This is a genomic window from Paraburkholderia megapolitana, from assembly GCF_007556815.1.
Classification (GTDB): domain Bacteria; phylum Pseudomonadota; class Gammaproteobacteria; order Burkholderiales; family Burkholderiaceae; genus Paraburkholderia; species Paraburkholderia megapolitana.
In genome coordinates this window covers 436954-451531 of sequence record NZ_CP041743.1, presented here as the reverse complement: position 1 = coordinate 451531, position 14578 = coordinate 436954, and the positions used below count along the sequence as shown (strand labels likewise).

10 protein-coding genes are annotated in these 14578 nt (G+C 63.9%); 5 read left to right on the top strand and 5 right to left on the bottom strand.

From position 1 onward, the window contains the following. Nucleotides 1-52 precede the first annotated feature (52 nt). On the bottom strand, nucleotides 53-1336 hold the full coding sequence (locus tag FNZ07_RS01850) for a 4-aminobutyrate--2-oxoglutarate transaminase (protein ID WP_091008877.1): 1284 nt from the start codon (nucleotides 1334-1336) through the stop codon (nucleotides 53-55). Between the two features lie 177 nt (nucleotides 1337-1513). On the opposite strand from FNZ07_RS01850, the gene pdxR reads away from it, so the two are divergent. Further along, a complete protein-coding gene (gene pdxR, locus FNZ07_RS01845) occupies nucleotides 1514-3019 on the top strand; it encodes a MocR-like pyridoxine biosynthesis transcription factor PdxR (RefSeq protein ID WP_091007649.1) in 1506 nt (501 codons plus the stop codon). A 7-nt stretch (nucleotides 3020-3026) separates the two neighbouring features. On the opposite strand, the gene FNZ07_RS01840 is transcribed toward pdxR, so the two are convergent. Beyond that, nucleotides 3027-3911 carry a LysR substrate-binding domain-containing protein gene (locus tag FNZ07_RS01840; RefSeq protein WP_091007646.1) on the bottom strand — a complete coding sequence of 295 codons (885 nt, stop codon included), beginning with the start codon at nucleotides 3909-3911 and terminating at the stop codon, nucleotides 3027-3029. A gap of 180 nt (nucleotides 3912-4091) precedes the next feature. On the opposite strand from FNZ07_RS01840, the gene FNZ07_RS01835 reads away from it, so the two are divergent. After that, nucleotides 4092-4730, top strand: coding sequence for a hypothetical protein (locus tag FNZ07_RS01835; protein WP_177228240.1), 639 nt, complete (start codon nucleotides 4092-4094; stop codon nucleotides 4728-4730). Between the two features lie 13 nt (nucleotides 4731-4743). On the opposite strand, the gene phnE is transcribed toward FNZ07_RS01835, so the two are convergent. Genes phnE through phnC form a run of 3 tightly spaced genes read right to left on the bottom strand, consistent with a single transcriptional unit; the run spans nucleotide 4744 to nucleotide 7489 of the window. Beyond that, a complete protein-coding gene (gene phnE / locus FNZ07_RS01830; RefSeq protein ID WP_091007643.1) occupies nucleotides 4744-5595 on the bottom strand; it encodes a phosphonate ABC transporter, permease protein PhnE in 852 nt (283 codons plus the stop codon). After that, nucleotides 5592-6557, bottom strand: coding sequence for a phosphonate ABC transporter substrate-binding protein (phnD, locus tag FNZ07_RS01825; RefSeq protein WP_091007640.1), 966 nt, complete (start codon nucleotides 6555-6557; stop codon nucleotides 5592-5594). The genes phnE and phnD overlap by 4 nt, the downstream gene beginning before the upstream one ends. Before the next feature lie 53 nt (nucleotides 6558-6610). Then, nucleotides 6611-7489 (bottom strand): phosphonate ABC transporter ATP-binding protein, encoded by an 879-nt coding sequence (phnC, locus tag FNZ07_RS01820; RefSeq protein ID WP_091007637.1) that lies wholly within the window; start codon nucleotides 7487-7489, stop codon nucleotides 6611-6613. Nucleotides 7490-7751: 262 nt separating this feature from the next. On the opposite strand from phnC, the gene FNZ07_RS01815 reads away from it, so the two are divergent. The 3 genes from FNZ07_RS01815 (at nucleotide 7752) to FNZ07_RS01805 (ending at nucleotide 14508) form a co-directional block, all read left to right on the top strand. Next, the gene (locus FNZ07_RS01815; RefSeq protein ID WP_091007634.1) at nucleotides 7752-8786 is read left to right on the top strand and encodes a M14 family zinc carboxypeptidase; all 1035 of its coding nucleotides are present in this window, start codon (nucleotides 7752-7754) and stop codon (nucleotides 8784-8786) included. Then, a complete protein-coding gene (locus FNZ07_RS01810; RefSeq protein ID WP_091007631.1) occupies nucleotides 8783-9556 on the top strand; it encodes an alpha/beta fold hydrolase in 774 nt (257 codons plus the stop codon). The genes FNZ07_RS01815 and FNZ07_RS01810 overlap by 4 nt, the downstream gene beginning before the upstream one ends. 68 nt (nucleotides 9557-9624) lie before the next feature. Continuing rightward, nucleotides 9625-14508: an NAD-glutamate dehydrogenase gene (locus FNZ07_RS01805; RefSeq protein WP_091007628.1), complete on the top strand. Its 4884-nt coding sequence runs from the start codon at nucleotides 9625-9627 to the stop codon at nucleotides 14506-14508. Nucleotides 14509-14578: the final 70 nt, after the last annotated feature.

The following is a 14578-nucleotide window of genomic DNA, read 5'->3' as shown; positions in this document are numbered from 1 at the left end:
CGGGGATACGGCAGCGCGATGACGGACATCGCGCTGCCGCAAAAGGAAGATGTCAGGCCGTTGCGACGATGCTTTCCTTCAGTACTTCCTGGAGGATCGTCAGTGCTTCGTCGAACACGTTGTCCTGGATCGTCAGCGGGAACAGGAAGCGCACGACATTCGAGTACACGCCGCACACGAGCAGCAGCAAGCCGCGTTCGAGCGCACGCGTCTGTACGCGCTTCGTGAACTCCGCATCCGGCTCGTGGCCGCCCGGCTTGCAGAATTCGACGGCGATCATCGCGCCCGGGCCGCGCACTTCGGCGATCTGCGGCACGTCGTGCTGCAACGCGTTGAGCGTCGCCTTCACGCGGTCGCCGAGCTTGACGGCGCGCTCGCACAGTTTTTCTTCATCGATGATGTCGAGTACCGCGTGCGCCGATGCGACGGCCAGCGGGTTACCCGCATACGTGCCGCCGAGTCCGCCCGGCGCCGCCGCATCCATGATCTCCGCGCGGCCGACCACGCCCGACAGCGGCATACCGCCGGCGAGGCTCTTCGCCATCGTCATCAGATCGGGCACGACGTCGTAGTGATGCATCGCGAACAGCTTGCCGGTGCGCGCGAAGCCGGTCTGCACTTCATCGGCGATCAGCAGGATGCCGTGCTCGTTGCACAGCTTGCGCAGCGCGCGGACGAATTCGACCGGTGCCTGATAGAAACCGCCTTCGCCTTGCACCGGTTCGAAGATGATTGCCGCGACGCGCTTCGGATCGATATCGGCCTTGAACAGGAATTCGATCGCCTTCAGCGAGTCTTCGACCGAGACGCCATGCAGTGCATTCGGGAACGGTGCGTGGAATACGTCGGACGGGAACGGACCGAAGCCGAGCTTGTACGGCGCGACCTTGCCGGTCAGCGCCATGCCCATCATCGTGCGGCCGTGGAAGCCGCCCGTGAAAGCGATCACACCGGGCCGGCCGGTGGCCGCGCGCGCAATCTTGATCGCGTTTTCGACGGCCTCGGCACCGGTCGTGAAGAAGGCGGTCTTCTTCGGATGATCGCCGGGCGCGCGGCGGTTGATCTTCTCGGCCAGCTCGACATACGACGCGTACGGCACGATCTGATACGCGGTGTGCGTGAAGTGATCGAGCTGTTCGCGGATCGCCGCGACGATCTTCGGGTGGCGATGGCCGGTGTTGTTCACCGCGATGCCGGCGGCGAAGTCGATATAGCGACGACCTTCGACGTCCCACAGTTCGGAGTTCTCAGCACGCTCCGCGTAGAAATCGCACATCACGCCGACGCCGCGCGGGGTGGCGGCATCTTTGCGAGTCTTCAGTTCGGCATTCTTCACGTCGATCTCCTTCATGTCCGGTGGGCGCCGGTGGGTCGTGTCTGGATGGGATGGCTTGTGCCGCGCGCGTTGCATCGACGCTCCGATGCTCAGCGAGGGTCGCCACATGCTGCGACTATAATCAGATTTGGCTCTTACTTTCAGAGCCATTTCAATAAAAATGTAGGAGCCAATTTCATGCGCGCGAGCGTTTTGTCCGACTGGCTGGCGCAGCGGCTCGACCGGGGCAACGGCCAGCCGATCTACCGGCAGCTGCACCGCCTGTTGCAACAGGCGATCCTGTCGCGCGAACTGCCCGCCGGCACCAAAGTGCCGTCGTCGCGGCTGCTGGCCGCGGAACTCGGCATTGCGCGCAATACGGTGACGCAGGTGTTCGAGCAACTGGTGCTGGAAGGCTATGTGACGTCGGCAACCGGGCGCGGCACGTTCGTTGCGGAAAGCGCACCGGACGAGATCGTCGGCTCCTTCGATGCCGCGTTGGAACAGACGTCGTTCGCGCCGGCGGCAACGTCCGCCGAACCCGCGCTGTCGGTGCGCGGCGCGCGGCTGATTGCCGGTGCGGGGGTCTCGAAACGGCAGGGCGGCGCGTTCATGCCTGGTGTGCCGGACGTGTCGCGGTTTCCGGCGCGCGTCTGGAGCCGGTTGCACACGAAGTACTGGCGGCGCCCGCGTCCCGACCTGCTGACCTATGCGCCCGGCGGCGGCCTCGCGTTGCTGCGCCACGTGCTGGCCGACTACCTGCATACAGCGCGCTCGGTGCGTTGCACACCGGGGCAGATCATCATCACGACCGGGATTCACCAGTCCGTCGATCTCGCGGTGCGGCTGCTGTCCGATCCGGGCGACCTGATCTGGACCGAAGACCCGTGCTACTGGGGCGTGCGCAGCGTCCTGCACGTATCGGGATTGCAGTCGCGGCCGATCCCCGTCGACGACGAAGGCATCAACCCGTCGCCCGCCGATCTCGCCGCGCCGCCGAAGCTGATGCTCGTCACGCCGTCGCACCAGTACCCGCTCGGCATGGTGATGAGTCTTGCGCGGCGCCGGATGCTGCTCGAATACGCGCGCCAGAACCAGTGCTGGATCATCGAGGACGACTACGACAGCGAGTACCGCTACGGCAGCCGGCCGCTCGCGTCGCTGCAGGGGCTCGATACGGCGGGGCAGGTGATCTACGTCGGCAGTTTCGGCAAGACGCTGTTTCCGGGCTTGCGGGTCGGCTATATCGTGGTGCCCGAGGCGCTTGCCGAAAGCTTCGCAACTGCAAGCGCGGAGCTGTATCGCGAGGGGCAGTTGTTGCAGCAGGCAGTGCTGGCGGAATTCATCGCGGAAGGGCATTTCACGTCGCATATCCGCAAGATGCGCACGCTGTATGGCCAGCGCCGGCAAACGCTGCTCGATGCCGCTGCGCAACGCTACGGTAGCGCGTTCTCGGCGGTGGGCGGCGATGCCGGCCTGCATCTGGTGATGCAACTGCCCGACGGCACCGACGACCGCGCGGTCGCTGCCGCCGCGCTCAAACGCAACATCGTCGTGCGCGCGTTGTCGGGCTACTACGCGGAGCCGGCTAACGCGCCGTCGGGTTTGCTGCTCGGCTATGCGTGTGTGCCCGACGACGAGATCGTGCCGGCCTTCAACACGCTCGCCGATGCCGTCGACGAAACTTTGAGCCAGTTGGCCTGACACGACGTCACGCTGCGCTCGCGAACAACCAGTCGAGAAACACGTTCAATTCGCGGTCGTGCGGCGCGTCGCGGTACAGGCAATGAAACGGCGCGCCTTCGAGCTGCACCTCGGGAAACAGCTGGACGAGCCGTCCCTGCTGGATATCGTCCTCGACGATTGCCTGCGGCGCGAGCCCGATGCCGAGCCCGCTCGCCGCGGCCTGCACCAGTAGAAAGAACTGGTCGAAGTAGCGCCCACCGAGCGTTTCGCCGGTCGCCACGCCGGCGCTGTTGAACCAGTACTGCCACGCATCGGAGATGTCGGTGTAGTGCAGCAGCCGCGCGCTGCGCAGATCGGCGGGTTCGTGCAGACGGGCGAGTTCGCGTAACCGTGGCGAGCAGATCGCGATTGCGCGGTTGGCGATCAGCGGTCGCGACGCATAGCCGTAGCGCCGGAAGTTGGGCTCGTAACGACGCACGACCGCATCGCTCGATTCGTCGACCTGCTCGATGCCGAGTTCGGCCGACACGGTGATCTGCACGTCGATGCCCGCGTGCAGTTCCTGAAAGGCGGCAAGCCGCGGAATCAGCCAGCCGTGCGCAAACGACATCGACGTGTTGATGCGGATCACGCGGGTCGCTTCTTCGCCGCTCATCTGCGCGGTCGCCTCCGTCAGCCGCCCGAGGCAACTAGCGACATCGGCGAGGTAGTGGCGCGCGCGCGGCGTCATCTGCAGCGTGCGGCCGTTGCGCTCGAACAGTTTCTGCCCGAGATAATCTTCGAGCACGCGGATCTGCTGGGTGATCGCGCTATGCGTGACGCACAGCTCTTCGGCGGCTTTCGAGAGGCTTTTCAGGCGGCCGGCGGCTTCGAAGCTGCGCAGGGCGTTCAGCGGGGGCAAACGACGCATCGACGGCTCTCATATCCAAGTATTGCTTTTATTTCTAGCAGAATTTTTCAATTGGCGAAAGCGGGGGATCGCCCGCAGAATGGCACTCTCCCCTTGAATGGCTGGGCTCTCATGCCGATTGGCTCAAGTCGAAAATCCGAGTTTTTCTATTGTCTTCGAATGGCGCCGCGCGGAGCGTCCGTGGCGGCCGTCGTCGCGGCGTTGCTGCTGCTTGGCGCCTGCGCGGACCCGAATGCGGATTCGAACGAGCGCGTCACCGGTTCGGGCGGCAAGGCGGTTCGCTACAGCTCGCGCCAGGTCACCGTCGACCTGACCGCGGAAGAGCACAGCACGCTGGAAAAGGTTCGTGACCACACGTATCCGAACGCGACAGGGCCGCAGGCATTGCATGCCGTCGTCGCCGCGCTGGAGGCGGACGGCTACGCGCCGGTGACCTCGGAAGCGGATACCGGGATTGCCCAGGGCGGGCACGGCGAGACGCTGGTTCCGAAGTGGCGCGAGGTGTTACGCGGCGTGGTCAAAGCCAAGTTCGGGTTCTTGCCTGCGAAGCCCGACCATCAATACACGACCGCGCTCGTCAGCGTGCGGGCCACCGAACACGGTCACGGTGTCGTCGTCAGGGCGCGCTTCGACAACACGGTGTATGACACCAACGGCGATTCGCAGACGAAGACGGTGATCAAGCCCGACGCCTACGATGACTTCTTTGCGCTCACCGCTCGTGCATTGAGCGGTGAGAATCTCGCCAATCTCAATGCGACTGCTAGCGCATCGGCGGCGACGGCCGCACCGCATAGCCCGGCTGCACTACCGCAGTGACCGGGCTGCGCTCCTAGATCACCCGTTCCCGCAACCACGCAGACACCAGATCGATCGCCGTGACGACCACGATCACCATGATCATCACCGCAGCAGTCTGCGCGTAGTTGAACGAGCGGATCGCCTCGTACAGCACGACGCCGATGCCGCCCGCGCCCACCATGCCGACCACCATCGCCGAACGCACGTTCGACTCGAAGCGGTACAGCACATACGAAATCCACAGCGGCAGCACTTGCGGCAACACGGCGTAGACAATCTCGTCGAGCCCGGTCGCGCCGGTCGCGCGCACACCTTCGGCAGGGCGCGGATCGATCGCTTCGACGGCTTCGGCGAAGAGCTTCGCCAGCACACCGGTGGTGTGCACCCACAGCGCGAGCACGCCGGCGAACGGACCGAGGCCGACCGCGACGATGAACAACATCGCAAACACCATCTCGTTGATCGCGCGGCACGCATCCATGACCCGGCGCACCGGTTGCACGACCCACACCGGCGCCATGTTGCGCGCCGACAGCAGACCGCACGGAATCGCGCAGACGACCGCGAGCACCGTGCCCCACACGGCGACCGCGAGCGTCACGAGCAATTCCTGAACGTAGATGCGCCAGTCGCCGAAGTCGGGCGGAAAGAAGTCTTTCGCGAACTGCCCCATGTTGCCCGAGTCGGACAGCAGATCGAGCGGGCGCATGTCGGCGCCGCGCCACGCGGCGCCCAGCACCGCTAACGCGACGATCCAGCCGACCAGCGACAACCAGCCGCGCTTGCCGGCCGCATCCGCAGTCGCAGCCGCGGATGGGTTGGATAGGTCCGCAAGCGCCGTATCGCGCGGCGTCCGGCTCGCGGCCAGCTCGGCGGCGTTCATTGTTTCGGCGCAGCCGCGTCGAGCGCGGCAAGTTTTGCATCGAGCGCAGCAATCTGCGTCTTGCGATCGCCGTCCGACAGATGCGTATCGCTTTCGAGCTTCTGCTTCTGCTGGAACAGGGCGACCTGACGAATCGGCAGCAACTGCGCATCCGACGATGCCGCGAAACCGCCGTACCCGGTGATGTTCGCCATCACCTGTTTCTCATGCGCATCGGTCTTCGCGTAGTTCAGGAAGAAATTGCGCAGCTTGTCCTTGGTCGGTTGCGGCAGATCGCGGCGCCAGACCAGCGGATCGGATGCAATAAGCGGCGATTTCCACAGCACGCGCACTTGCGCGAACTTGTCCGGATGCAGCTTCTTCAGCGTATCGAGCATCTCGGTGTTGTTCGTTGCAATGTCGATCTTGTTGTTCACGACGGCCAGCAGGTTTGCTTCGTGGCTCGACGGCAGCACGGTCTTGAACGACGTATTGACTGGCGCATTGTGTTGCGCAAACAGGTAATAGCCAGGAATCAGCGAACCGGACGTCGAGTTCGGATCGCCGAAACCGAGCGTCACGTCCTTCGTGTTCTTGAACACATCGTCGAGCGTCTTGAAGCGGCTATTCACATTGGTGATCAGCACCGAGTAGTAACCGGCGTCGCCGTTCGCATAGACGATCTTCGCAAACACTTCGCCGTTCGAGCGATCCACCGCTTCCATCGCCGAGGCATTGCCGAAATAGCCGATCTGCACCTTGTTGAAACGCATTCCTTCGATGATCCCCGAGTAGTCGGTGGCGAAGAACGCTTTCACGCTGAGGCCGGTTTGCCGGTTCAGGTCGTCGATCAGCGGTTGCCAGCGCTGCTTGAGCACCGCGGACGAATCGGTCGAGATGATGCCGAGGTTCAGATCCTCGGCATGCGCGGCGAGGCACGCAAAGGCAGCGACGCCTGCGATCAGGGTACGGAGAAATTTCATCGGGTTGTTCCTGTGGTGAAGCTTATGTAGCGAATGAGATTGTGTGTGGTGAATCAGGTGGAATGCGCGGGATCGAGTGCGAACGCGTACGGCGACGCGGTGGCTGGCGCGCTGGGCGTCGTGACGGCGCGGCCTTCGTCGGTGGCCGCGGCGGCCGGTTCCTCGAACAGCTCGCGCGCCGCATCGCCGTACAGCTTTTGCAGCAGTGCCGGCGAGAGCGCCGCCGACGGTCCGTCGTAGACGACCTTGCCCTGTCGCAGCGCGATCGTGCGCGGGCAGAACTGCATCGCGATGTCGACCTGATGCAGCGACACCAGCACGGTCAACTGATGGTTGATATTGAGCGCACGCAGCATTTCCATCACGCGGCGCGACGATTCCGGATCGAGCGAGGCAATCGGTTCGTCCGCGAGAATGATGCGCGCCCGCTGCACGAGCGCCCGCGCGAGTGCAGCGCGCTGCTGCTGGCCGCCCGACAGATTTGCTGCGCGTTCGGTCGCATGCCCGCTAATGCCGACTTCGGCGAGCGCGGTCATCGCGAGAGCACGTTCGCTGCGCGGAAACGTGCCGGTGAGCCGGCGCCAGAACGGCAGCCGCGCGAGTGCGCCGATCAGCACATTGGTCTGCACCGACAGCCGGTTCACGAGATTGAACTGCTGGAAAACAAAGCCGATATCGCGGCGAATGCTGCGTACTTCGCGAACCAGCTTCCCGTCGTGCTGGATCGGACGACCGAGGATCGAGATCCGCGACGGCTGCGCATCGGAGACAGCAAACCCCGCAATGTGTCGCAACAGTGTCGACTTGCCCGAGCCGGAGGCGCCGATCAGCGCGACCATTTCGCCGGGCTCGATACGCAGGCCGATTTCGTCAAGCGCCTTGCGACCGTTGCTGAACGTCTTGCTCAGACGTTCGATAAGGATTGCTTCCATAGATGCCTCGCCATTGCATCCGGCCGATACCGGAGCGATGCGGCTCATTCTAGGAAGCGACTATGACTATTGAGTGAAGGGATCATAACGTCTAGATGACTATATCTTCCAGGGCGTCACGCGATTGTCAATATGACGCGTCCGTGACAGATCACAGTTACCGTGCGTGACATGTCATGCATTGTTTACCTCGACCGGGCTATATTGCGGGTATCGGCACAAGCCGTCCCCAATAACCTTGCACTTCGTATACAGCGTTGCCATGCAGGCACTGAGCTTTCTTCCCGATAGTTTCGCGGAGTACGAGGATCTCAAATCGATCCTCGACGACGGTAGTGCGATCTTCGATATCGGCACGGCCTGCGAAACACGCGTGCATGGCAGAACGTTTGCGGTCCATACGGCGAGCATCGGCTCGCGCGATCCGCAGGCGCCGGCAATCGGGTTTTTCGGCGGAATTCACGGCCTTGAGCGTATCGGTACGCAACTCGTGCTCGAGTACATGCGCGCGTTGCTGGCGCGCCTTGAGTGGGACGAACTGCTGGTGCAGCAACTGCAGTCCATTCGTCTGATCTTCATGCCGATCATCAATCCTGGCGGGATGTGGGCCGCGACGCGCGCGAATCCGAACGGTGTCGACCTGATGCGCAACGCGCCGCAGGATGCCGATGCGCGCGTACCGCTGCTCGCGGGCGGCCAGCGGCTCGGTGCGTGGTTGCCGTGGTATCGCGGGCGGCGCGGTGCGCCGATGGAATGCGAAGCCGCTGCGTTGCTCGATGTCGTGCAGCGCGATCTGGCCGCGCGTCCGCTCAGTCTCGCGCTCGATTGTCATTCCGGCTACGGCTGGCGCGACAGCATCTGGTTTCCGTATGCGCGTACTCGTCGCACGATGTCGCATCTACCGGAGATGTACGCGCTAAAGACGATGTTCGAGCGCGCGCATCCGCATCATGGCTACATGTTCGAGCCGCAGAGTCATCAATACCTGCTGCATGGCGACCTGTGGGACTGCGCCTACGACCGTGCGCCCGCGCAAAACGTGTTCCTGCCGATGACACTCGAACTCGGCTCGTGGCTATGGATCAAGAAGAACCCGCGGCAGATCTTTTCACGCCAGGGCATGTTCAATCCTGTGAAGGCGCATCGCACCGCGCGCGTGCTGCGGCGTCACGCAAACCTGCTCGATTTTCTGACGCGCGCCGCGTACGCCTCGCAGCGCTGGCTGCCCGAAGGCGTGCGGCGTCAGCAACTGCAGCAACGCGCAATCGATCATTGGTATCGCAAGGCCGGCGCATGAGTACGTGGGTTTTGTTGCGTGGCCTGACGCGCGAGACGCGGCACTGGGGCGCATTGCCCGCTGTGTTGCGCGACAGGACCGACGCCGGTGATCCGCTGTTGATCGATCTGCCGGGCAACGGCGATTTCGCGCGGTTACGCTCGCCGGCGAACGTGGCGAGCACGGTAGGTTTCGTGCGTCTCGCCGTCTTGCAAAGCGGCGCACCGGCGCCGTACCGCGTACTCGCGATGTCGCTCGGCGGCATGGTGGCGACTGCGTGGGCGCAGCAGTATCCGCACGAGATCGAACGGCTCGTGCTGATCAATACGAGCATGCGGCCGTTCAGTCGCGCAGTCGAGCGGTTGCGTCCGCAGGTGTGGCCCGAGGTGCTGCGGATCGCTGCGCACTGGCGCGACTCACCCGTGGCAGAAGCGGCGATTCATCGTCTGACATGCAACCGTCACGACACGGTCGCTAGCGATCTCGCCGACTGGATCTCGATACGCGAACAGGCACCGGTGTCGCGGATGAATGCGTTGCGCCAGTTGTGGGCTGCCGCGCGTTTTCGGGCGGACGATCTTGCGCCGCGTTGCGCGACGCTCGTGCTGTCGTCGGGTGGCGACCGGCTGGTCGATCCGGTGTGCTCGGAAAAACTCGCGGCGGCGTGGCAGGTGCCGCATATTCGGCACGCATGGGCCGGCCACGATCTGCCGCATGACGATGTCGTGTGGACTGCCGAGACGATCGCTACGTGGCTCGCACAGCATCCGGAGCAATCCGAGATGTCCTGATGCACTAGTCTGGCGCATAATTCCCTTCCCGACGATGCAGTCGATAGTCGCCCGTTGCGGAGGACGTCATGCAAGCGAAGAACGAAGAAGCCGTCGCGCACCTGTTCAACGATATCGTCGAGTTCGCCCGCGGCCGGTTGCCCGAACCGGCCTTCGCCATCGTCGAACCCTTTCTGCGGCATTACTACGACTTCGTCGATGCGGACGACCTGCATAGTCGCGGCGTCGCCGATCTATACGGCGCGGCGATGGCGCACTGGCAAACCGCGCAGCGCTTCGTGCCAGGTACCGAACGTCTGCGCGTCTATAACCCGATACTCGAACAGCACGGCTGGCACTCGGACCACACGGTGATCGAGATCGTCAACGACGACATGCCGTTTCTCGTCGATTCGGTGTCGATGGCGGTGAACCGGCTGGGGCTTGCGCTGCATTCGGTCGTGCATCCGGTGTTTCGCATCTGGCGCGGCAGCGATGGCGCGATTGCACGCGCGGCGGAAGGCGGCGAGGAAGTCAACGATACGGGCGACGCAGCGGCGAAGCTGCAATCGCAACTCACATCCTTCATTCATTTCGAAGTGGACCGTTGCGGCGATGCGGCGCGGCTCACGGCACTGTCCGACGATATCGCGCACGTGCTCGGCGATGTTCGCGCAGCCGTCGAAGACTGGCCGAGGATCGTCGAGATCGCCCACGCAACGATCAAGGAGATGAAGCTTCGCGAGAAGGGCGCGGAAGGCCTCGAAGCCCGCGCGTTCCTCGAATGGATGGCGGCCAATCATTTCACGTTTCTCGGCCAGCGCGACTACGAACTGGTCGCGCACGGCGACGGCTTCGGGCTGCGCGGCGTGCCTGGATCGGGGCTCGGCATCTTGCGCGATGCGCTGCGCGAACCCGGCAGCGCCGATGTCACACCATTGCCGCCGGCCGCTGCGGAAATTATCCGCGGTGCGTCGCCGATCTTTCTGACCAAGGCGAACTCGCGCGCGACCGTGCATCGGCCCGGTTACCTCGACTATGTCGGCGTGAAGCTCGTCGATGCCGACGGCAACGTGAAGGGCGAACGGCGCTTTATTGGCTTGTACACGTCGACCGCATATATGGTGTCGAGCGCGGAAATTCCGATCGTGCGGCGCAAGTGCGCGAACATCGTGAAGCGCGCGGGCTTCCTGCCGAAGGGCCATCTCGGCAAGTCGCTCGTCACCGTGCTCGAAACCTATCCGCGCGACGAACTGTTCCAGGCCGACGAGAACGAACTCTATGACATCGCGCTCGGCGTGCTGCGGTTGCAGGAGCATCAGCGCACGCGGATCTTCGTGCGACGCGACCGCTTCGACCGGTTCGTGTCGTGTCTCGTGTTCGTTGCCCGCGATAAATACAACACCGATCTGCGTCGTCGCATCGCACTGTTGCTGACCGATGCGTTCAATGGCGCAACGGTTGAATTCACACCGCTGCTGTCCGAGTCGACGCTCGCGCGGATTCACTTCGTCGTACATGCGCAATCCGGTGCGATGCCGGAGGTCGATACGCACGAGCTTGAAACGCGACTCGTGCAGGTGACGAGGCGCTGGCAGGACGATCTCGCCGATGCATTGCTCGACGCGTCCGGCGAAGAGCAGGGCAACCGGTTGTTGCAACGCTACGCGGATTCGTTTCCCGCGGGCTATCGCGACGACTATCCCGCACGCACGGCGGTGCGCGACATCGAACTGATCGAACGTGTGCAGGGCAGCGAACGGCTCGCGATGAACCTGTATCGCCCGATCGAAGCAGGGCCGCGCGCGTTTCGCTTCAAGGTTTACCGCGCAGGCCAACCGATTGCGCTGTCGCGCAGCCTGCCGATGCTCGAACACCTCGGTGTGCGTGTCGACGAAGAGCGGCCCTATCTGATCGAGACACCGCACGCCACACCTGCGTGGGTGCACGACTTCGGCCTCGAACTGGCCGACGACGCGGAGTTCGACATCGAGCGTGTCAAGGACCTGTTCGAGAACGCGTTCGAACAGGTGTGGACCGGCGAGATCGAGAACGACGACTTCAACCGGCTTGTCTTGCGTGCGCATCTGAGTGCGCGCGAGGTGACGATCCTGCGCGCGTATGCGAAGTATCTGCGCCAGGTTGGCTCGACGTTCAGCGACGCGTATATCGAACGCGCGCTGACCGGCAACCCGGCAATTGCGCGCGGATTCGTCGAACTGTTTATCGCGCGTTTCGAGCCGACCGCAGGCGAGACACCGGAAGCGCGCGAAAGCCGAACCGCGCAATTGAGGAAGGGCATCGAAGCGGCGCTCGACAAGGTGCCGAATCTCGACGAAGACCGCATCCTGCGGCAGTTTCTCGGTGTGATCGGCGCGACGCAGCGTACCAACTACTATCAGCGCGACGCGGAAGGCAAGCCGAAGCCGTATCTGTCGTTCAAGTTCGATCCGTCGCAGGTACCGGGCTTGCCTGAACCGAAACCGATGTTCGAGATCTGGGTGTATTCGCCGCGTGTCGAGGGCGTGCATCTGCGTGGCGGGCGCGTCGCGCGCGGTGGCTTGCGCTGGTCCGATCGACGCGAGGATTTCCGCACGGAAGTGCTCGGCTTGATGAAAGCACAGATGGTGAAGAACGTCGTGATCGTGCCGGTCGGCTCGAAGGGCGGCTTCGTCGTGAAGAATCCGCCGCCGCCCGGCGACCGCGAAGCGTGGTTGCGCGAAGGTATTGCGTGCTATCAGACGTTCCTGCGCGGGCTGCTCGATCTGACCGACAACCGTGTGGCCGGCGCGATCGTACCGCCTGTCGATGTGATCCGGCACGATCCCGACGACCCCTACCTCGTCGTTGCTGCCGACAAAGGCACCGCGACCTTCTCCGACTACGCGAACGCGATCTCGCAGCACTACGGCTTCTGGCTCGACGACGCATTTGCTTCGGGCGGCTCGGTGGGTTACGACCACAAGAAGATGGCGATCACCGCGCGCGGCGCGTGGGAATCGGTGAAGCGGCACTTTCGCGAGATGGGCGTCGACACCCAGGCCACCGACTTCACCGTGGTCGGCATCGGCGACATGTCGGGCGATGTGTTCGGCAACGGCATGTTGCTGTCGCCGCATATCCGTCTGGTCGCTGCGTTCGATCATCGGCATATCTTCCTCGACCCGAACCCCGATGCCGCGACGAGTCTCGCGGAGCGCAGCCGGCTCTTCACGCTCGAGCGTTCGAGCTGGGCCGACTACGACCCGGCATTGATCTCCGCGGGCGGCGGGGTGTTTCCGCGTAGTGCGAAGACGATCCCGGTGTCGACGGCGATGCAGGCTGTGCTCGGTATCAATGCAGCTGCGCTGGCGCCCAACGATCTGATCCGCGCGTTGCTGCTCGCGCCGGTCGACCTGCTGTACAACGGCGGCATCGGTACCTACGTAAAGGCGAGCCGCGAGACGCACGCGCAGGTAGGCGACCGCAGCAGCGACGCCGTGCGTGTGAACGGCGCGGAGCTGCGCTGCAAGGTGGTCGCGGAAGGCGGCAATCTCGGCCTCACACAATTGGGCCGCATCGAGTTCGCGCAGCACGGCGGCCGGATCAACACCGATGCCATCGACAATTCGGCAGGTGTCGACTGTTCGGATCACGAGGTCAACATCAAGATCCTGCTCGGCCTCGTGGTCGCGGACGGCGAGATGACCGGTAAGCAGCGCAATACGCTGCTCGCGGAAATGACCGATGAAGTCGGCTTGCTCGTCTTGCAGGACAACTACTACCAGACACAGGCGCTGTCGATTGCGGGGCGCTACAGCGTCGAGCTGCTCGATGCGGAAACGCGCACGATGCGCTGGCTCGAACGCGCGGGGCGGCTTAACCGCACTATCGAGTTTCTACCCTCCGACGAGGAAATCGCCGAACGTCAGGCAGCGAAGCTCGGTCTGACCTCGCCCGAACGAGCGGTACTGCTTGCGTACAGCAAGATGTGGCTGTACGACGCATTGCTCGACTCCGATCTTCCCGAAGATCCGCTCGTGGCCGGCATGCTGGTCGACTATTTTCCAAAGCCGCTGCGTCAGCGCTTCAGCGAACCGATGCGGCATCATCCGCTGCGTCGCGAGATCCTGGCTACATATCTGACGAATGCACTGATCAATCGCGTCGGTTGTGCGTTCGTGCACCGGTTGATGGAGGAAACCGATGCGCAGCCCGGCGACATCGTGCGTGCTTGCCTGATGGCGCGCGATGTGTTCGATCTCGACCGCGTGTGGCGCGACATCGACGCGCTCGACAACCGCGTCGCCGACGACGTGCAGGCACGCATGTTCGTCGAGGTCGCGCGGCTGCTCGAACGTGCCGCGCTATGGTTTTTGCGTCAGTTGCAGCTGGGCGCGGTGCAGGATGGCGGCATGGCGGGGCTGCTCGCGCGTTGCCGCGAGGCGGCGCAGCGGCTCGCACCGCAATGGCCGGCGCTGCTGCCGCAAGACGATCTCGATGCGCTTTCCGCGCGGCAGCGCGAGCTGGTCGATGCCGGGGTGGACAGCGAACTTGCGGTGCGGGTCGCGAGCGGCGAGATTTCGGCGGCACTGCTCGATATTGCCGAAGTCGCAGCGACTGCCGGGCGCAGCCTTGAGCTTGTCGCGGGGGTGTACTTCGCGCTGGGCACGCAACTGAACTACGGCTGGATTGGCGAGCGTGCAGCGGCACTGCCGACGCCCACGCACTGGGACCTGCTTGCACGCGCCGCCGCGCTCGCGGAGCTCGCACGGCTCAAACGTGCGTTGACGGTGAGCGTGCTCGGGCAGCAAGACGATGCGCACGAGCACGTGGAAACACCGGACACGCTCGTCGAAGCCTGGTGCGAGCGACGCGCGGCAGCGCTGGAGCGATATGGGCGACTGCTCGCCGATCTTCGTGCAACCGGCGGCGCAAGTCTGTCGATGCTGCTCGTAGTCGTACGCGACATGGCCGTACTCGAGCGCGCCTGATACCACAGCAGCAGGGGCGGGCGGTTGTGTTAAAAAGGCGGTTCCCTCGATCGCACCACAACCTGCCTGC